This is a genomic window from Jiella flava (assembly GCF_017349315.1).
Classification (GTDB): Bacteria; Pseudomonadota; Alphaproteobacteria; order Rhizobiales; family Rhizobiaceae; genus Jiella; species Jiella flava.
On record NZ_JAFMPP010000009.1, the window covers coordinates 50,187 to 67,671 of the forward strand.

Genomic DNA, 17,485 nt, shown 5'->3' on the forward strand with positions numbered 1-17,485 from the left:
GTCTGACGATTTCGATCTCAGTCTCTCGCATCATCATCTCGTCCGATTTGATCCATCAGCTCCTTGATCTGGTCGTCATTGGTCTCTTGGACGCCATCGAAGAGGCCCTCGGACTCGTATAATTCCCTCAAGACCCGAGGATAAAGTTCCCCGCGAACCATCGCCGGTGCAATTTTCTGGATCTCCTGAGCCGCCCGCGCCAAGGCTTCACTTCTTAGGAGCCAAAATCCGCCGAATGCGGCGACGACCAGAAATGTCTGCAAAACTGTGATCGATACCGCGATCGCCGAGGAATCGGATTTACCAGTTCGATTCCACATCAACCCAATCAGGAACGCCCAAAGACAATGTAGGGCGACGTTGCCGTGTTTACGACCGAGCTGTTTCAAGCGCTTTGCAATTTCGGCGAAGTCTTCGCTTGCATCCACGTCGAGGAATCCGTTTCAGCTCGATCGCGAGACACGATACTGAAACGGCGTAATTTGAGAAGATACAATTTCTGCGACTTTGCTTTGATGCTCTGCGCGCTGCGGCTCTTGCTCCCCGCTTCGCTTAGTCTTCGCCGGTGATGTGCGGGGCGATCTGGACACCGCCCATGCGGTTGAAGGCGTCGAGGGCGGCGACCTTATAAGCTTCGGCAAGGGTGGGGTAGTTGAAGGTGTTTTCGACGAAGTAGTCGAGCGTGCCTTTGAGGTTCAGCACCGCCTGGCCGATATGGATCAACTCGGTTGCGCCTTCGCCGACGATATGGCAGCCGAGCAGCCGGCGGGTCTTGAGGCTGAAGATCATCTTCAGCATGCCCCTGTCGAGGCCCATGATGTGGCCGCGCGAGGTCTCGCGAAAGCGGGCGAGGCCGACTTCGTAGGGAATGCCGCGCTCAGCGACCTCGGCTTCGGTCATGCCGACGGTGGAGATTTCCGGCACCGAGTAGATCCCATAGGGGAAATATTCCGGCGGCTCGATCGCTGCGACGCCGAGGGCGTGGCAGGCGGCAACGCGGCCCTGTTCCATCGAGGTCGAGGCGAGGCTTGGAAAGCCGATGACATCGCCGGCGGCGTAGATGTGAGGCACATCTGTCTGCAGCGTCTTGGGATCCACTTTCAGCCGCCCGCGATGATCGGTGCTGAGGCCGCAGGCTTCGAGGTTGAGCGCCCGGGTCGAGCCCATGCGGCCGGCGGCGAACAACACCATCTGGGCCCGCACCTTGCGGCCGCCTTCGAGATGGATGTCGCAGAAGCCGTCGGCCTGCTTTTCCACCTTCTCGACCTTGTTGCCGAAGCGCAGCACCATGGCGCTGTCGCGCAGCTGATAGGTGAAGTCCTCGCGGATCTCCTTGTCGATGAAGTCGAGCATCGAATCGCGTGGCTCGATCAGCGTGACCCGCACATCGAGGGCGTTGAAGATCGTCGCATATTCGACGCCGATGACGCCGGCGCCGATCACCGCAAGGGAGCGCGGCAGGGTCTCGATCTCGACGATCTCGTCGCTGTCGAGCACGGTCTTGCCGTCGAAGGGAATATAGTTTGGCCGGAACGGATGGGTGCCGACGGCGATCAGAAAACTGTTGGCCGACAGATGGTGGACCTCGCCCTCGTCTCCGTGCACTTCGATCGCATGGGAATCGACGAACCGCGCTTCGCCCCGCAGCGTGTTGACCCGATTGCGGGCGAATTGATGCTCCAGCACCTCGACCTCATGGCCGAGGGTGAGATGCAGTCGGTTGCGCAGATCGTCGGCGGTGATGTCTTGCTTCACACGGTATGAGCGGCCGTAGAAGCCACGTTCGCGCCAGCCGGAGAGGTTGAGCACCGTCTCGCGCAGCGTCTTCGACGGGATCGTGCCGGTATGGACCGAGACGCCGCCGACCTTGCGGCCGCGCTCGACCACCAGGACTTTGCGCCCGAGCTTGGCGGCCTGGATGGCGGCGCGACGCCCTGAGGGGCCGCTGCCGATGACGATGAAGTCGAAGTGTTCCACGAGCGGACTCCGAAATGGCTATTGTCGATGACGCTTTGATTCGTGCGTCGGACGCATGCCGCATTCGGCGATGCAGCACGAAACGTCCCTACGCTTGTTTGGACCTTGAGACCAGTTGTCGGTGCGTGAGGTTCAGGGGTGGTCACGGATCGTGCCGTGCCGGGTGATGCAGTCCGGGCAACGCCGCGGCCATTGCCAGCGCTAAGGGGGGGCGCTACCACCTCTTCCAACGAACAACTCCAAGCGGAGATGCCGCCATGGCTCTCGATGTCGCCGTTCAGATGGACCATGTCTCATCGATTTCGATCAAGGGTGATTCGACCTTCGCCATCTGTCTCGAAGCCCAGCGCCGGGGCCACAGCCTGTTCCACTACACGCCGGACCGGCTGTCTTTGCGCGACGGTGTCGTCACGGTGCGCGGCGAGGCGATGGAGCTGCGTGAGGAAGAGGGCAACCATTTCACCCTCGGGGCGAGCGAAAAGCGCGATCTGTCCTCTGCCGACGTCGTGCTGTTACGCCAGGATCCGCCCTTCGACATGGCCTATATCACATCGACCCACATTCTGGAGCGGGTCCAGCCGAAGACGCTGGTGGTCAACGACCCGGCCTCGGTGCGCAATGCGCCGGAAAAGATCTTTGTCACCGACTTTCCCGATCTGATGCCGGAGACGTTGATCACCAAGGATCCGGCCGAGGTGGCCGCGTTTCGCAAGGAGTTCGGCGAGATCGTCATGAAGCCGCTCTATGGCAATGGCGGCGCGGGCGTCTTCCACATCACCAAGGACGACCGCAACATCACCTCCTTCATGGAAACCTTCGGGCTGCTTTATCGCGAGCCGTTCATCGTCCAGCGCTATCTCAAGGACGTTCGTCAGGGCGACAAGCGGATCATCCTCGTCGACGGCAAGGTCGCCGGCGCGATCAACCGGGTTCCGGCCGAGACCGATGCGCGCTCCAACATGCATGTCGGCGGCGTCGCCACCGCCACTGAGCTGACGGTGCGCGAGCACGAGATTTGCGAGCGGATCGGCCCGGCGCTGAAGGAGCGCGATCTTCTCTTCGTCGGCATCGATGTGATCGGGGGCCTTTTGACCGAAATCAACGTCACCTCGCCGACGGGGATCCGCGAGGTCGCGCGCTTCGGCGGCAACGACATTGCGGCGATGATCTGGGATGCGATCGAAGCCCGTTTGTAAGGCGACGAAGGCGTCGGCGGCGTGCCGGAAGCCGCCGATCTGCGGTTCAACATGAACCGAACATAAAAGCCGCGTTCCGGAACCGTTTGGTCGGCTCGTGTTTTCTTGGGGTCAGCGGTCGAGAGATCGACCATGAGACATTTGCCAGGAGGACACTGATGAAGCTTCCCATTCTCGCCGCCGCTGCGCTGACCGCCACCGTCGCGATTCCCGCCGGTCAGGCCTTTGCCTCGCAAAAGGCGATCGCCACGACCAACGTCAATCTGCGGGCCGGCCCGTCGACCAGCTATCCGGCGGTCGACATGGTCGAGGCCGGCGAAGGCTTGCGGGTGTTTGGATGCCTGCAGACGCGGTCCTGGTGCGATGTGCGCTATCGCGGCCAGCGGGGTTGGATGTCGGCGAACTACATCGCCGTCGCGAGCCAAAGCTATCGCGCCCGCCGCGAGTTCGATCCCTATAGTGCGCCGGTAATCACCTTCTCCGTCGACAGCTATTGGGGCGATCACTACCGTCAGCGCAGTTGGTATCGCGATCGCGATCGGTTCCGGGGCGACTTCCGCGAGGATCGCGGCCCCCGCGATCGGGACTTCGACCGTCGTGACCGGGAGCGGCATGACTGGGAGCGGGCCCGCCTCGAGCGTGAGCGTGACCGTGAGCAGGCCGACCGCGTCGACGATCGCATCGACCGTCTGGAGCGTGACGTGCGCCGCGAGCGTCGCGAGCGGATCCGCGAGGAGACCCGTCCGGAGCCGCAGGTGACGACTCCGGTGCCGCTCTACCGGGTCGATTGAGCGAAGCCATGATTTGAGCGCCTTGTTTTCGCCGGTTGGGCCCATTGGGCTTGGCCGGCGAATGCACGTCGTGCTTCTTCCGGCCATCCCGCCGCTTGGCGCGCTTCAGGCCCTGTGCTAAGCCGCCGGCAAATGGCTAGGCAAACGAAGTCTTCGAACGATCCGGCCATGGTCATTGCCGCCGAGCGGCCTTTGCCCCAGGGAGAGAGACATCATGAGCCAGATCTCCGCCACCGATTCAAAGAACAAATTTGAAGGCTTCTTCACGACGTCGGTCCGCGAGCGCGACCCGGAAGTCTTCGGCGCGATGCAACATGAGCTCGGCCGCCAGCGCCACGAGATTGAGCTGATTGCCTCGGAAAACATCGTGTCGCGCGCGGTGATGGAGGCCCAGGGCTCGGTCCTGACCAACAAATACGCCGAGGGTTATCCGGGTCGGCGCTATTACGGCGGTTGCCAATATGTCGACATCGTCGAGGAACTGGCGATCGAGCGGGTGAAGTCGCTGTTTAGCTGCAGCTTTGCCAATGTTCAGGCCAATTCCGGCAGCCAGGCCAATCAGGCGGTTCTTCTGGCGCTGTCGAAGCCGGGCGCGACGCTGCTTGGCATGAGCCTCGACGCCGGCGGTCACCTGACCCACGGCGCCAGGCCGAATCTTTCCGGCCGCTGGTTCAACGCGGTGCAATACGGTCTCGACACGGCCACCGGCCTGATCGACTACGATCAGGTCGAGAGTCTCGCGATGGACCACAAACCCGAGGTGATCGTCGCCGGGGGGTCGGCCTATTCGCGCCAGATCGACTTTAAGCGCTTCCGTGAAATCGCCGACAAGGTCGGTGCTTATCTCTGGGTCGACATGGCCCACTTTGCCGGTCTCGTCGCGACGGGGCACCATCCGAGCCCGTTCCCGCATGCCCATGTCGCCACCTCGACGACGCACAAGACCCTGCGCGGTCCGCGCGGCGGCATCGTGCTGACCAATGACGAGGAGATCGCCAAGAAGATCAATTCGGCGATCTTCCCGGGGCTGCAGGGCGGCCCGCTGATGCATGTCATCGCCGGTAAGGCGGTGGCCTTCGGCGAGGCGCTGCAGCCGGCCTATAAGTCCTATATCGGCGCGGTCTGCGAGAACGCCAAGGTTTTGGCGGAAACCCTTCGCGAGGGCGGCCTTGATATCGTGTCCGGCGGCACCGACACCCATTTGATGCTGGTGGATCTGCGGCCGATGAACCTCACCGGCAAAGATTCGGAAAAGGCGCTCGGCCGAGCCAACATCACCTGCAACAAGAACGGTGTGCCGAACGATCCGCAAAAGCCGATGATCACCTCGGGCATCCGTCTCGGCACGCCCGCGGCGACCAGCCGGGGCTTCGGCACTGCGGAATTCCGCGAGGTCGGCAAGCTGATCATCGAAGTGCTCGACGGCCTGCGCAAGACCAATTCCGAAGACGGCAACGCCGCCGTCGAAGCGGCGGTGAAGGAGAAGGTCGTCGCGCTGACCGATCGTTTTCCGATCTACCAGGCGATCTGACGGGCGGCGGCTTTTCGCCCGCTCATTCCGTCGCTATTTGGAAAAGGCCGCGATGGCGCGGCCTTTTTGTTGTCGATGTCTGGAGATCGGTTGCAATGCGCTGTCCCTATTGCGGTTCCCAGGACAGCCAGGTGAAGGATTCGCGCCCGGCCGAAGATGGCACGGCCATCCGGCGGCGTCGCATCTGCCCTGATTGCAGTGGCCGCTTCACCACCTTCGAACGGGTGCAGCTGCGCGAACTCCAGGTTCTGAAGAAATCCGGCAAGCGCGTGCTCTTCGATCGCGACAAGCTGGCGCGCTCGATCGAAATTGCCCTGCGCAAGCGTCCGGTCGATCCGCAACGGGTCGAGCGCTTGATCTCCGGCATCGTCCGGCGGCTCGAGCAGCTCGGCGAACCGGACGTGTCCTCGGGGGCGATCGGCGCCATGGTGATGGAAGCCCTGAAGGGGCTCGACGACGTCGCTTATGTGCGCTTTGCGTCGGTCTATCGCGATTTTGCCGAGGCGAGCGATTTCGAATCTGTGATCGGCGAGCTTGCACGCTCGCACAACGACACGACGATCGAAATGGCCGCAGCCACACGGGAGCAGCGTGGAGAGAGCGACGATGCCTGATGCATTGGTCTTTGCGCTCGAAGAACCGCAGGATCGCCGTTTCATGCAGGCCGCGATCCGCTACGCCATGCGCCATGTCGGGCGCACCGGAACCAATCCGTCCGTCGCGACGCTGATCGTGCGAGACGACGGCGATGGCCGGTGGCCGCGCATCGTCGGACGCGGTGTCACGGCGCTCGGTGGCCGGCCGCATGCCGAGACGGTGGCGCTTGCCGAGGCAGGCGAACTGGCGCGTGGCGCGACCGCCTATGTGACGCTCGAGCCTTGTGCCCATCATGGACGCACGCCGCCATGCTCGGAAGCGCTGGTGCGGGCCGGCGTGGCGCGGGTGGTCTCTGCGGCCGCCGATCCCGACCCCCGCGTCGATGGCAAAGGACACCGCATGCTGATCGAGGGCGGCGTTGCGGTGACGCCGGGGGTTTTGGCAGCGGAGGCCGCGCGGACCATCGACGGCTATCTCACCCGCCATCGGCGCGGCCGGCCCGGCATCACTATGAAGATGGCGCTGTCGCGGGATGGAAAAATCGGCGTGAGAGGCGGCGGACAGGTGAAAATCACCGGACCGGTCTCGAATGCCCAGACGCATTTGGTACGCGCCCGGCATGGCGCGATTGTCGTTGGCGCGGGAACCGTGCTGGAAGACGATCCGCGGCTCGATTGCCGGTTGCCCGGTATGGCCGACCGCTCGCCGGCCCGCATCATCCTCGATCCGAACTTACGGATCTCGCCGCAGATGACGGTCGCGCAGACCGCGCGAGCCGTGCCCACCATGGTCGCTGCCTTTGAGGATGCCGACCCGGCGCGGCGGGCCGAACTCGCGGCCGCGGGTGTGGCCTTCGTCGCTTGCGTCGCCGATCCCGACAGCGGCCGTGTGGCGCTGCCGGAACTCCTGGAAGATCTGGCAGCCACCGGGTTCACCAGTCTTCTCGTCGAAGGCGGCGCGGAGATTGCCGCGAGCTTCCTGTCGGCCGGTCTCGTCGACCGCTTGATCCTTATCGAAGGTGCGATCGAGATCGGTGAGGCGGGGGTCGCCGCGCCGGTCGACATTGCGACGGCGCGCGAACGCTACCAATTGCTGCGTCAGGATGTCTTCGGCGGGGATCGCTGGTTCGAATTTGCATGTGAGGGCGCTTGATGTTTACCGGAATCGTCACCGACGTCGGCCGGATCGAACGCGCAGAGCCGCGCGACGAGGGCCGGAGCTTTCGTATCGTCACGAATTACGATCCGGCGACGATCGCCATCGGCGCCTCGATCGCCTGTGCGGGCGTTTGCCTTACGGTCACGGCGCTGCCCGAAGCCGATTCCAATTCGCGTTGGTTCGAAGTCGAGGCTTGGGAAGAGGCACTGCGGCTGACGACGGCGAGCGACTGGCGGGAGGATTCGCGGATCAATCTCGAACGGGCGCTGAAGGTTGGAGACGAACTCGGCGGGCATCTGGTGTCCGGCCATGTCGACGGTCTCGCTGAGATCGTCGCGCAGGACGAGGAGGGCGAGGCCGTCCGCTTCCGGCTGCGGGTGCCGCAAGACCTCAAACGCTACATCGCGCCGAAGGGCTCGGTTTGCCTCGATGGAACCTCGCTCACCGTCAATTCGGTCGAGGACGATGTCTTCGACGTTCTGTTGATCCGGCATTCGCTGGAGGTAACGACGTGGGGTGAACGCAGGGTCGGCGACCGCGTCAATCTTGAGATCGATCAGATTGCGCGGTATGCGGAGCGCTTGTTCGGCGCTCCGGCGGCTTGAAGTCGAGACGATCGATTTTTCATCCGCGGCGCGCCGCCTTCGATTCGCCGCTCCGAGCCGCTCCATTGATCTTGCCGATGCCCGTAGACCCGTAATGGCGTCGCGCCTGGCTTCGGCCCTTGAAAGGATTTATCGCCATGGCGGAGAACCCGCATCTTCTGATCGTCGAGGCTCGCTATTACGAGCATATCGCCGATCATCTTCTCAAAGGCGCCAAGGCGGCGCTGGAGGCGGCGGGCGCGACCTATGACGTCGTCACCGTCCCCGGTGCGTTGGAAGCGCCCGCTGCGATCGGCTTCGCCCTGTCGGGCGCCGACGATGGTGGAACCGACTTCGACGGATTCGTGGTGCTCGGCTGCGTCATTCGCGGCGAGACCCATCATTTCGACATCGTTGCCAATGAGTCGGCCCGGGCGCTGATGGCGCTGTCGGTCGACGAGGGGATCGCCGTCGGCAACGGCATTCTCACCGTCGAGAACGAGGAGCAGGCGCTGGTGCGTGCCGAGCCCGGCCGCAAGGACAAGGGCGGTGAGGCGGCGAAGACCGCGTTGCGCATGATCGCCCTTCGCGATCACTTCGGAGCCTGATCGATGGTCGATCCCGCCCAGCCTCAACGGCCGGTGAAAGCCGCCAACAAGCGCGGCGCGGCGCGGCTTGCCGCCGTGCAGGCGCTGTATCAGATGGATGTCGGCGGCAGCACGCTGATGGAAACCGTCGCCGAATACGAGTCGTTCCGTCTCGGGCGGGAGATCGACGGCGAGCAGTATCGCGCGGCGGACGCGGCCTGGTTTCGCGACGTCGTTTCCGGCGTGGTGCGCCAGCAGAAGACCATCGATCCGCTGATCCATACCGCTCTGCCGACCGACTGGCCGCTGTCGCGCCTCGACACGACGCTGCGGGCGATCATGCGCGCGGGCGTGTTCGAGATCCGCTCGCGCCTGGATGTTCCGGTGGCGGTGATCATCAACGAATATGTCGACGTCGCGCGGGCCTTCTACACCGATGACGAGCCGCGGATCGTCAATGCGGTGCTCGATCGCATCGCCAAGGAGAACCGCACCGAAAAGAGCGGACAGTGACGCGCGCCGCAGCCCCAGACGCAGATTCTGGCAGCCACCTGACCGCGCGACGCAACGCCTTCGTGCTGGCCACGGCCCAAGCGGTGGTCGGCTCGGCCGCGCCGGTGGCGATCTCCACCGGGGGGCTCGCCGGCACCTGGCTTTTGCTTCAGGATAAGTCGCTGGCGACCCTGCCCGTCACCGGCTTCAATGTCGGCGTGGCGATCGGCGCCCTGCCGGCGGCGGTGCTGATGCGGGTGATCGGCCGGCGGTTCGGCTTTTCGGCCGGCGCCCTGTTGGTCTCGCTCGGCGGCCTCTGCGCGGCCTTCGCCCTGCTCGCCCAGGCCTTCTGGCCTTTCGTTCTGTCGCTGCTTCTGATCGGCTGCGGTAACGCCTTTACCCAGCAATATCGCTTTGCCGCGACCGATGGTGCGCCGCGCGACTATCAGGCTCGGGCAATCGCGATCGTGCTTGCCGGTGGGATGTTCGCGGCGGTCATCGGGCCGCAGATGGTGAACTTCACCACCGGTCTGTTCCGCCCGGCGGAATTTGCCGGGGCGTTTTTCGGCGTGTCGATCCTCGGGCTGTTGGGTATGTTCGTTCTGTCCGGGCTGAAGGTGCCGAACGCCACCAGCCATGCCGTTGCGCCGGAGATCAGCGAGCCGGCGCGGGCGCTGGCAGCGATCATCGCCCAGCCGCGCTTTTTGACGGCGCTTTTATGCGGTGTCGGCAGCTTCGCGATGATGAGCTTCGTGATGACCGGCGCGCCGCTTGCCATCGTCGCCTGCGGCCATTCGCAACAGGTCGGCTTCTTCGGCATTCAATGGCATGTCATGGCGATGTTCGGCCCGAGCTTCTTCACCGGCCGGCTGATCGCCCGCTATGGCCAGGAGCGGATCATCGGGGCCGGCCTCGTCATGCTGCTCGCGAGCTTCGGCGTCTTCTTGTCGGGCATTGCCGTCTGGCAGTTCTGGCTCGGTCTGATACTGCTCGGTCTTGGTTGGAATTTCGGCTTCATCGGGGCGACGGCGATGGTCGCCGAGACCTATCGCGCGTCTGAGAAGAACAAGACGCAAGGGTTTCACGACCTCGTCCTCTTCACCACCGTGGCGCTCGCCTCCTTCATGTCGGGGCGGGTGTTCGTCGCCAGCGGCTGGGACATGATGAACCTCGCTGCCTTGCCGATCGCGCTGGTTTGCATGGCGGCTTTGGCCCTCGAGGCGAGACGCGCCGCTCTGCGCCCCGCAACCGTCTTCTGACGCCGCCGCTTTTTCCCGCACGCTCCCGGCGCTTGACGCGGCCCGCGCCTCATATAACCTCCCACTGCCTTGCGCCGTGGGGGAGCATGTGCGGCCAGGGCTCACGAAGAACAACGGGAACGTCGCCGGCCCGCCTCGTGCCTGCGACGCAGTCGAGGAAACGGCATGCAGACAATTCTACTGGTCGTGGCCCTGTGCGGGCTGCTCGCGGTCGTTTACGCCATGTGGGCGACCCGCTCGATCCTCGCCGCCGATCAGGGCACGGCGCGGATGCAGGAGATCGCCGGCGCGATCCGCGAAGGGGCGCAGGCCTATCTCGCCCGGCAATACACCACGATCGCGATGGTCGGTGTCGTCGTCTTCGCGCTCAGTTGGGTTCTCCTGTCGCTCTATGCCGCCATCGGCTTTGCCATTGGCGCCATCCTGTCCGGCCTCGCCGGCTTCATCGGCATGAATGTGTCGGTACGGGCGAATGTCCGCACCGCGCAGGCGGCCGCCCGGTCGCTGGGGCAGGGCCTGTCCGTTGCCTTCAAGTCCGGCGCGATCACCGGCCTGCTCGTCGCCGGTCTGGCGCTCCTCGGCGTCACCCTCTACTTCTTCGCCCTGACCACTTGGCTCGGCTTCAAGCCCGCCGATCGCACGGTGATCGACGCGCTCGTCTCGCTCGGCTTCGGCGCCTCGCTGATCTCGATTTTCGCCCGCCTCGGCGGCGGCATCTTCACCAAGGGCGCCGATGTCGGCGGCGATCTCGTCGGCAAGGTCGAGGCCGGCATTCCGGAGGACGATCCGCGCAATCCGGCGACGATCGCCGACAATGTCGGGGACAATGTCGGTGATTGCGCCGGCATGGCGGCGGACCTGTTCGAGACCTATGCGGTCACCGTCGTTGCCACCATGGTGCTCGGGGCGATCTTCTTTGCCGGCTCGAGCGCCATCGAAACCGTCATGGTCTATCCGCTGGCGATCTGCGGCGCCTGCATCATCACCTCGATCGTCGGCACCTTCTTCGTGCGTCTCAGCGCCAACGGCTCGATCATGGGGGCGCTCTATAAGGGGCTGTGGGTGACGACGCTGCTGTCGATCGTCGGTCTTGCCATCGCCAATTATGTCACCATCGGCTTCGGCGATGTCGGGCAGTCCAGCGCGGGCGTGACGATCAACGGCCTCAATCTCTTCGTCTGCGGCATCATCGGCCTCGTCGTGACCGGACTGATCGTCTGGATCACCGAATACTACACCGGCATTGGTTTCCGGCCGGTGCGCTCGATCAGCGAGGCGTCGGTTACCGGTCACGGCACCAATGTCATCCAGGGCCTGGCCGTCTCGCTCGAAGCGACGGCGCTGCCGACCATCGTCATCGTCGCCGGCATCATCTCGACCTATCAGCTCGCCGGCCTCTACGGCACCGGAATCGCGGTGACGGCGATGCTGGGGATCGCCGGCATGATCGTCGCGCTCGATGCCTTCGGCCCGGTCACCGACAATGCCGGCGGCATTGCCGAAATGTCCGGCCTGCCGGCGGATGTCCGACGTTCGACGGACGCGCTCGACGCGGTCGGCAACACCACCAAGGCGGTCACCAAAGGCTATGCGATCGGCTCGGCCGGTCTCGGCGCCTTGGTGCTGTTCGCCGCCTATAACTACGATCTGCGCTACTTCATCGAGCAGAGCGCCAACGGTAGCCAATACGGCTATTTCAAGGGTGTTTCGCCGGACTTCGCCCTGACCAACCCCTTCGTCGTGGTCGGTCTTCTCCTCGGCGGCCTGATCCCGTTCCTGTTCGGCGGATTGGCGATGACGGCTGTCGGCCGGGCCGGCAGCTCGGTCGTCGTCGAGGTGCGCCGGCAGTTCAAGGAGAAGCCGGGGATCATGGAAGGCACCGAGCGGCCAGACTATGCCCGCGCCGTCGATCTTCTCACCCGCTCGGCGATCAAGGAGATGGTCGTCCCCTCGCTTTTGCCGGTTCTGGCGCCGATCGTCGTCTATTTCGTCGTCTATCTGATCGCCGGCAAGAACGAAGCCTTTTCGGCGGTCGGCGCGATGCTGCTCGGCGTCATCGTTACCGGCCTGTTCGTGGCGATTTCGATGACGTCCGGCGGTGGCGCCTGGGACAACGCCAAGAAGTCCTTCGAGGACGGTTTCGTCGACTCAGCCGGCATCCGGCATATGAAGGGCTCGGAGGCGCACAAGGCCTCGGTCACCGGTGATACGGTGGGCGACCCTTACAAGGATACGGCGGGGCCGGCGGTCAATCCGGCAATCAAGATCACCAACATCGTCGCGCTCTTGCTCTTGGCGATCCTTGCCCATCAGTAACCGCATCGGTCGCGCGACCGGCCCGATTGTCACACAAACAAGCGCCTCGCAGACCATGCCGGTTTGCGGGGCGCGATCGTTTTGAACCGGGTTTGGCGTGTATCGGCCGCCCCGGGACCGTCAGGCGGCGGCGCTGGCGAGGAAGGCGGCCTCGGCCATCGAGATCGCCGACGGCGTGCCGACGGTGATCCAGACGCCGTCGAGCCGCACGCCGAACAGCCGATCGGCCTCGATCGTCGTATCGAAGATCGCATTCAGCGAGAATCGTGCGGCGCTGCGTCCGGCGAAGAGTTCAGGTTTGAGGATTGCCGCTCCGGCATAGATGAAGGGCGACAGATTGTGCTCCTGGACGCGAGCGAGCTGCCCGGTGGGGTCCATCACGAAGTCGCCCCGGCCGTCATAGCCATAGGATTGCCGCATGTCGGCGATCAGCAGGGAGGCATCCATTCGTTCCGGCTGCCAGAGCTCGGCGAGAAGGTCGAGATTGTCGCGATAGCCGTCGATCCAGAAGGTGTCGGCATTGATGAGGTAGAACGGATCGGAGCCGATGTCCGGTAGCGCCTTAACGATTCCGCCGCCGGAATCGAGCAGGGCGTCGGTTTCGTCCGAGACGACGATCTTCATGTCCTTGCGCTTGCGCAGATGGGCGCGCATCAGATCGGCGAGATAGTGCACGTTAACGACGACTTTTTCGACGCCGTTGCGCGCCAGGGCATCGAGGCCGTAGTCGATCAGTGCCTTGCCGCGAACCTCGATCAGCGGCTTCGGCATCGTCGAGGTGATCGGACGCATGCGCTTGCCGAGACCTGCGGCGAGGATCATGGCGGTCTTCGGCTTAAGATGAGCCTTGGTGCTTTGAAGTGTCATCGTGTCAGCGATCTTTCAAACATGCCGCCCGGGATCGTCGTGATCGAAGATCCCCCAGTCGCCATACAGTCGGCGAAGAGCCGAGAGCGAAGGGTGTCCTAGCGTCCGGGCCAGGTAAGTCTTAATCCGCGGTATGTGACGTAGATATTGCGGCTTATGATCCCTTTGCAGAAGGCGGACGAAAATCCCGAGGATCTTCGAGGCGCGTTGGGCGGCTATGATCGCGTAGTCGCGCTCGAAGGCGAAGGGGGCGAAGGCGGGATCTTGCTCGCGTCGGTGGCTGATATAAGCGGCGGTCAGCGCGGCTTCGAGGTCGGCCGATACGTCGGTGCGGGCGTCCTGCGCCAGCGAGGCGACGTCATAGGCGGCGGGGCCGATCAGGGCGTCTTGGAAGTCGATGAGGCCGATCCTTTGAATGCCCTCGGCTTCCGGCCGGTAGATCACGTTCGGTGAGTGAAAATCGCGCAGCACGAGGCTGGTCTCGGCGCTCTGCAACTCATCGAAGATCGCCGTCCAGCATTCGGTGAACAGCCGCCGTTCGTCATCGCTCGCGGCGCGGCCGAGGGCGTAGGGCACATACCAGTCGACAAGCAGCTCGATCTCCGCCGTCATCGCGCCACGGTCGAACCGAGGAAGGCGATAGATCGCACCACTTTGGAAGGGAAGTTCGGCGGACCATTCGATCTGATGCAGCGCGGCGAGACAGGTGATGCATTCGTGGTAGCGCTGCGGGATCGGCCGGCGGTCGGCATCGATGATCCCGCCGTCGCCGAGATATTCGGTCAGCAACAGGCCGCTATCGAGATCGGCGCGACGAATCGCAGGCGCGGCAAAGCCCGCCTGTCGCAGGGCATCAGCGACGGCGACGAAGGGCGCGACATCTTCGGCAAGATGGGCGATGCGGCTGTAAGGCAGGCCATTCTTGATCGGCGGACCGTCCGGGCGGCGCGGCGCGTCCATCAGCACAAAGGTCACGCCATTCGCCGTCAGGGTCTCGTAGCGCCGCGTCGAGGCATCGCCGAAGAACCGGGCACGGGGCGCATCATCCAGTCCGGCATCGCTGAGAAAGCCGCGGATCGCCAGCGTGCGGCTGATTCGCTCCTGCGCATTGCCCGCAGCCGAGATCACCGCGACGCGGCCGCCGGTCTCATGCAGCGTCAGGTTGATCGCGACCGTAGCGCAGGCCATGTCCGCCTCGGCTCGCTCGGGCCATTCGACAAGCGCAATGCCCGTCGCCGCCGCGTCGTCGAAGCCGAGTTCGTCGAGTTCCTCGCCTTTGGCGAGGCGATAGAGATCGAAATGGGCAACCGGTGGCTCGGTGTCGTAAGGCTGAACCAGCGTGTAGGTCGGTGAGGGAACCTCAAGCTGGGGATCGCCAGCCAGGGCGCGGATCAGAGCGCGGGCGAGGGTTGATTTGCCGGCCCCGAGATCGCCGGACAGGGCGATCACGTCCCCCGCCGCGAGCACGACCGCGAGATCGGCGCCGAGCCGTTCGGTGGCGGCCGTATCAGGAAGAACGAGGCGAGCGATGGAGGTGGATCTGGCGGTCGCCGCCCGCCCCTTGTCCCCCGGCGCGATGACCGTGTCTTTCGTTCCCCCGATTGCGTCCGTCATTCGGCAGCGTCCTTGAAGCGCGTCTGGTTGCCGGTATCCTCGTCGGGCGGGAAGTTGCCGAGCGGGAAGTGGCAGGTCACCGAGGTTCCACGGCCCGGCACCGAGCGCACTTCGACATAGCCGTGATGCAGCTCGACGAAGCTTTTCACGATCGACAGGCCGAGCCCCGCGCCGGATTGGCGTCCACCGCTCGGATTGGCCTCGAAGCGCTCGAACATCTTGTCGATCTGATTGGAGGCGATACCCGGGCCGTCATCGGCGACCTCGAAGGATAGTATACCTTGGTGGCGCCAGGCGCGCACGTCGACGACCGAGCCTTCGGGCGCGAAATTCGCGGCGTTGGAGAGCAGGTTGAAGAGGATCTGAGTCAGCCGGTGACCATCGGCGAGGAAGGTGTCGCCGGCATGAGCGATGTCGATCCGCAGCTGGATGTCGGCCGCCTCGAAGCGATCACGCACGCCGTCGACGGCTTGCTCGACCGTGCGGGCGATGTCGACCTCCGACAGCTCCAGTTCCATGATGCCGGCATCGACGGTCGCCAGATCCAGAATGTCGTTGACGATGGTCAGCAACGTTGAGGTTGAGGAAGAAATGTAGTCGAGATACTCGCTCTGGCGCTCGTTGAGATGGCCGGTCTCAGGCGAGCGCAGCAGTGCCGAGAAACCGATGATGTTGGTCAGCGGCGAGCGCAGCTCGTAGTTCACATGCTGGACGAAGTCGGTCTTGATCTGGTTCGCCTGCTCCAGGGCGTCGTTGCGTTCGCGCAGCACCAGTTCGGCGGCGCGGGCCTCGGAGATGTTGGAGAAGGTCAGCATCGTCAGGCCGTTTGGCAGAGGAACGATGGTGTAGTTGAAGATTCGGCCGTCAGAGAGGGTCAACTCGCCGCGCGAGGTGTTGCGGCCGTTTTCATCGAAGGCGGTGACCTGTTCGATGAAGTGCTGCCAGCCGTGGGCGTCCTGCATCAGCCCGGTTTCGCTGGCGAGGCGCATCGCGTCGATGCCGACCGACGCGCGGTGGGGCAAAAGCTGAATGCGGGGCGAGGCGGCGAGGATGCCGGCATCGATATCCCACATCTCGGCAAAGGCTGGGTTGGACAGGCGCATTCGCCCATCGCTGCCGAACACGGCGACGGCTTCCGACAGATAGTCGATGGTTTCGCGCTGCAGCTGGACGGTGGCCCGCACCTGGCTTTCCAGTTCCAGCTTCTCGGTGATGTCCTCGAACACCCAGGTCGCGCCGCCGCGCGGCTGCGGCGTGGCGATGACACGCAGGGTGCGGCCGTCGCTCAGATGCCACATTGCCTCGCTCGGCTCGGTGGCGCGATAGGCGGCGAGATCCTGCTCGACCATTTCCGAGCGCGTCAGCCGCTCGGTCGGCAAGATGCCGCAGGTGCGCAGGTGATCGAGGAGAGCCAGATGATCGGGCTCGGTCTCGAGATAGGCATTGGTGAGATCGAACAGCCGCTGGAAGGCGGCGTTGTAATAGGTAAGGCGGGTCTTCTCGTCGAAGCGCGCCACCGCCGTGGTCAGCTGATTGAGGGTTTCCGACTGGCTCTCGATCGTTTGGCGCAGTTCGATGCGAACCTGCTCGGTCTCGGAGACGTCGATGGCGATCGCAGCCGAGCCGAGCGGGCCGGGGGTTTCGACGACGTTGAAGTTGCGGCGGTCGGCGTCGACGACGGTCGACAGCTTGGCGGCGAAGGTCCGGCCTTCGGCCAGGTTCTTGGCGATGCGCAGGCGGTCCTGGGCGTTGATCAGTTCGAGCTGACGCTCGACAGCGTCAGCGACGGAGTTGGCCTCGACGCCCTTGGCGTAAGTCTCGTTGACCCAGGCAAGCCGGCCGGTTCTATCCCGCAGCCAGATCGCCAATGGCGCCTGATCGAACAATTGCTGCATGGTTTTGACGGTCGCTTGGGAGCGGGCCTCAGACTCGGTGAGATCCTTCAGCTCCCGGCGCAAACCTTCGAGGACCGAGAACGTCACCATGGCAAGGCCGCCGCTGGTGCGGCCGACGACTTCGACGACACAGTCGGCATTGAGGTCGATGGCGAAGCGGAACGGTTTGGCCGTCTGCAACAGAGCGGCGATCGCGGCTTCGAGGGTGCTGGCCGCCTCGGCGGGCATCCAGTCGGCGAAGGTGAGGAAGCGCTCGCCGTCGAGCGGGATTTGTCGCGGTCCGTCGATCTGACCGATGATCTCCGGCTTGTCCGAACCGGAATAGACGATGATGCGCGAATCGCCGGCGATCAACAGTGCGGTACGCCGGTCGGCCTCGAGCCGGGCCTCGTGCAGGTCGCTTTCGAGAAGTTCCTTTTCCGCCAATAAGTTCGCTCTTTGGCGAACGAAGAAAGTGGCCGCCAGCATGGCGATACCCACAAGAAAAGCGATGGATGAGAGGTAGAGAACGTCGATTTCGGAAAGGATCCGATTGACATTGGCGGCCAGGCCGGCATCCTGCGCCGCGCTGATTGTCGGCGTCATGCCAACAATCAGCATGGCTATGGCGATCGAACCGAT

Annotated in this window: 15 protein-coding genes; 10 read left to right on the forward strand and 5 right to left on the reverse strand. The window is 64.1% G+C overall.

Annotated elements, in window-relative coordinates; translation table 11 throughout:
• Positions 1-17 precede the first annotated feature (17 nt).
• Both J1C48_RS11600 and sthA read right to left on the reverse strand, forming a co-directional pair.
• A complete protein-coding gene (locus tag J1C48_RS11600) occupies positions 18-428 on the reverse strand; it encodes a hypothetical protein (protein WP_207258017.1) in 411 nt (136 codons plus the stop codon).
• 124 nt (positions 429-552) lie between these two features.
• Positions 553-1,977, reverse strand: a complete 1,425-nt coding sequence (gene sthA, locus J1C48_RS11605; protein WP_207258018.1) for a Si-specific NAD(P)(+) transhydrogenase — start codon at positions 1,975-1,977, stop codon at positions 553-555.
• A gap of 257 nt (positions 1,978-2,234) precedes the next feature.
• Here sthA and gshB point away from each other — a divergent pair, with 257 nt between their 5' ends.
• The 10 genes from gshB (at position 2,235) to J1C48_RS11655 (ending at position 12,488) form a co-directional block, all read left to right on the forward strand.
• A complete protein-coding gene (gene gshB / locus J1C48_RS11610) occupies positions 2,235-3,173 on the forward strand; it encodes a glutathione synthase (protein WP_207258019.1) in 939 nt (312 codons plus the stop codon).
• A 158-nt stretch (positions 3,174-3,331) separates the two neighbouring features.
• Positions 3,332-3,964: an SH3 domain-containing protein gene (locus J1C48_RS11615; protein WP_207258020.1), complete on the forward strand. Its 633-nt coding sequence runs from the start codon at positions 3,332-3,334 to the stop codon at positions 3,962-3,964.
• A 214-nt stretch (positions 3,965-4,178) separates the two neighbouring features.
• Entirely contained in the window at positions 4,179-5,495 is a 1,317-nt protein-coding gene (glyA, locus tag J1C48_RS11620) for a serine hydroxymethyltransferase (protein ID WP_207258021.1), read from the forward strand.
• A 95-nt stretch (positions 5,496-5,590) separates the two neighbouring features.
• Positions 5,591-6,109, forward strand: a complete 519-nt coding sequence (gene nrdR / locus J1C48_RS11625; RefSeq protein ID WP_207258022.1) for a transcriptional regulator NrdR — start codon at positions 5,591-5,593, stop codon at positions 6,107-6,109.
• Entirely contained in the window at positions 6,102-7,244 is a 1,143-nt protein-coding gene (gene ribD / locus J1C48_RS11630) for a bifunctional diaminohydroxyphosphoribosylaminopyrimidine deaminase/5-amino-6-(5-phosphoribosylamino)uracil reductase RibD (protein ID WP_207258023.1), read from the forward strand. Before nrdR ends, ribD begins: the two co-directional genes overlap by 8 nt.
• Positions 7,244-7,855 (forward strand): riboflavin synthase, encoded by a 612-nt coding sequence (locus tag J1C48_RS11635; RefSeq protein WP_207258024.1) that lies wholly within the window; start codon positions 7,244-7,246, stop codon positions 7,853-7,855. Before ribD ends, J1C48_RS11635 begins: the two co-directional genes overlap by 1 nt.
• A 137-nt stretch (positions 7,856-7,992) precedes the next feature.
• Positions 7,993-8,442 carry a 6,7-dimethyl-8-ribityllumazine synthase gene (locus tag J1C48_RS11640; RefSeq protein ID WP_207258025.1) on the forward strand — a complete coding sequence of 150 codons (450 nt, stop codon included), beginning with the start codon at positions 7,993-7,995 and terminating at the stop codon, positions 8,440-8,442.
• A gap of 3 nt (positions 8,443-8,445) precedes the next feature.
• Positions 8,446-8,934 carry a transcription antitermination factor NusB gene (gene nusB, locus J1C48_RS11645; protein WP_207258026.1) on the forward strand — a complete coding sequence of 163 codons (489 nt, stop codon included), beginning with the start codon at positions 8,446-8,448 and terminating at the stop codon, positions 8,932-8,934.
• Positions 8,931-10,172 carry an MFS transporter gene (locus J1C48_RS11650; protein WP_207258027.1) on the forward strand — a complete coding sequence of 414 codons (1,242 nt, stop codon included), beginning with the start codon at positions 8,931-8,933 and terminating at the stop codon, positions 10,170-10,172. Before nusB ends, J1C48_RS11650 begins: the two co-directional genes overlap by 4 nt.
• 165 nt (positions 10,173-10,337) lie before the next feature.
• On the forward strand, positions 10,338-12,488 hold the full coding sequence (locus J1C48_RS11655) for a sodium-translocating pyrophosphatase (RefSeq protein WP_207258028.1): 2,151 nt from the start codon (positions 10,338-10,340) through the stop codon (positions 12,486-12,488).
• A gap of 120 nt (positions 12,489-12,608) precedes the next feature.
• On the opposite strand, the gene J1C48_RS11660 is transcribed toward J1C48_RS11655, so the two are convergent.
• From J1C48_RS11660 to J1C48_RS11670, 3 genes are read right to left on the reverse strand one after another with little or no spacing between them, the layout of a single operon-like run.
• Positions 12,609-13,355 carry a nucleotidyltransferase family protein gene (locus tag J1C48_RS11660; RefSeq protein WP_207258029.1) on the reverse strand — a complete coding sequence of 249 codons (747 nt, stop codon included), beginning with the start codon at positions 13,353-13,355 and terminating at the stop codon, positions 12,609-12,611.
• Positions 13,356-13,370: 15 nt separating this feature from the next.
• A complete protein-coding gene (gene tsaE / locus J1C48_RS11665; RefSeq protein WP_207258030.1) occupies positions 13,371-14,969 on the reverse strand; it encodes a tRNA (adenosine(37)-N6)-threonylcarbamoyltransferase complex ATPase subunit type 1 TsaE in 1,599 nt (532 codons plus the stop codon).
• Complete coding sequence (locus J1C48_RS11670; RefSeq protein ID WP_210345379.1) at positions 14,966-17,449, reverse strand: sensor histidine kinase; 2,484 nt, start codon at positions 17,447-17,449, stop codon at positions 14,966-14,968. Before J1C48_RS11670 ends, tsaE begins: the two co-directional genes overlap by 4 nt.
• Positions 17,450-17,485 lie beyond the last annotated feature (36 nt).

Bases quoted from the DNA above. Each gene is read 5' to 3' on its own strand.
- gshB (WP_207258019.1), top strand. From the start codon at position 2,235: ATGGCTCTCGATGTCGCCGTTCAGATGGACCATGTCTCATCGATTTCG.
- J1C48_RS11615 (WP_207258020.1), top strand. From the start codon at position 3,332: ATGAAGCTTCCCATTCTCGCCGCCGCTGCGCTGACCGCCACCGTCGCG.
- glyA (WP_207258021.1), top strand. From the start codon at position 4,179: ATGAGCCAGATCTCCGCCACCGATTCAAAGAACAAATTTGAAGGCTTC.
- nrdR (WP_207258022.1), top strand. From the start codon at position 5,591: ATGCGCTGTCCCTATTGCGGTTCCCAGGACAGCCAGGTGAAGGATTCG.
- ribD (WP_207258023.1), top strand. From the start codon at position 6,102: ATGCCTGATGCATTGGTCTTTGCGCTCGAAGAACCGCAGGATCGCCGT.
- J1C48_RS11635 (WP_207258024.1), top strand. From the start codon at position 7,244: ATGTTTACCGGAATCGTCACCGACGTCGGCCGGATCGAACGCGCAGAG.
- J1C48_RS11640 (WP_207258025.1), top strand. From the start codon at position 7,993: ATGGCGGAGAACCCGCATCTTCTGATCGTCGAGGCTCGCTATTACGAG.
- nusB (WP_207258026.1), top strand. From the start codon at position 8,446: ATGGTCGATCCCGCCCAGCCTCAACGGCCGGTGAAAGCCGCCAACAAG.
- J1C48_RS11655 (WP_207258028.1), top strand. From the start codon at position 10,338: ATGCAGACAATTCTACTGGTCGTGGCCCTGTGCGGGCTGCTCGCGGTC.
- J1C48_RS11660 (WP_207258029.1), bottom strand. From the start codon at position 13,355: ATGACACTTCAAAGCACCAAGGCTCATCTTAAGCCGAAGACCGCCATG.
- tsaE (WP_207258030.1), bottom strand. From the start codon at position 14,969: ATGACGGACGCAATCGGGGGAACGAAAGACACGGTCATCGCGCCGGGG.
- J1C48_RS11670 (WP_210345379.1), bottom strand. From the start codon at position 17,449: ATGACGCCGACAATCAGCGCGGCGCAGGATGCCGGCCTGGCCGCCAAT.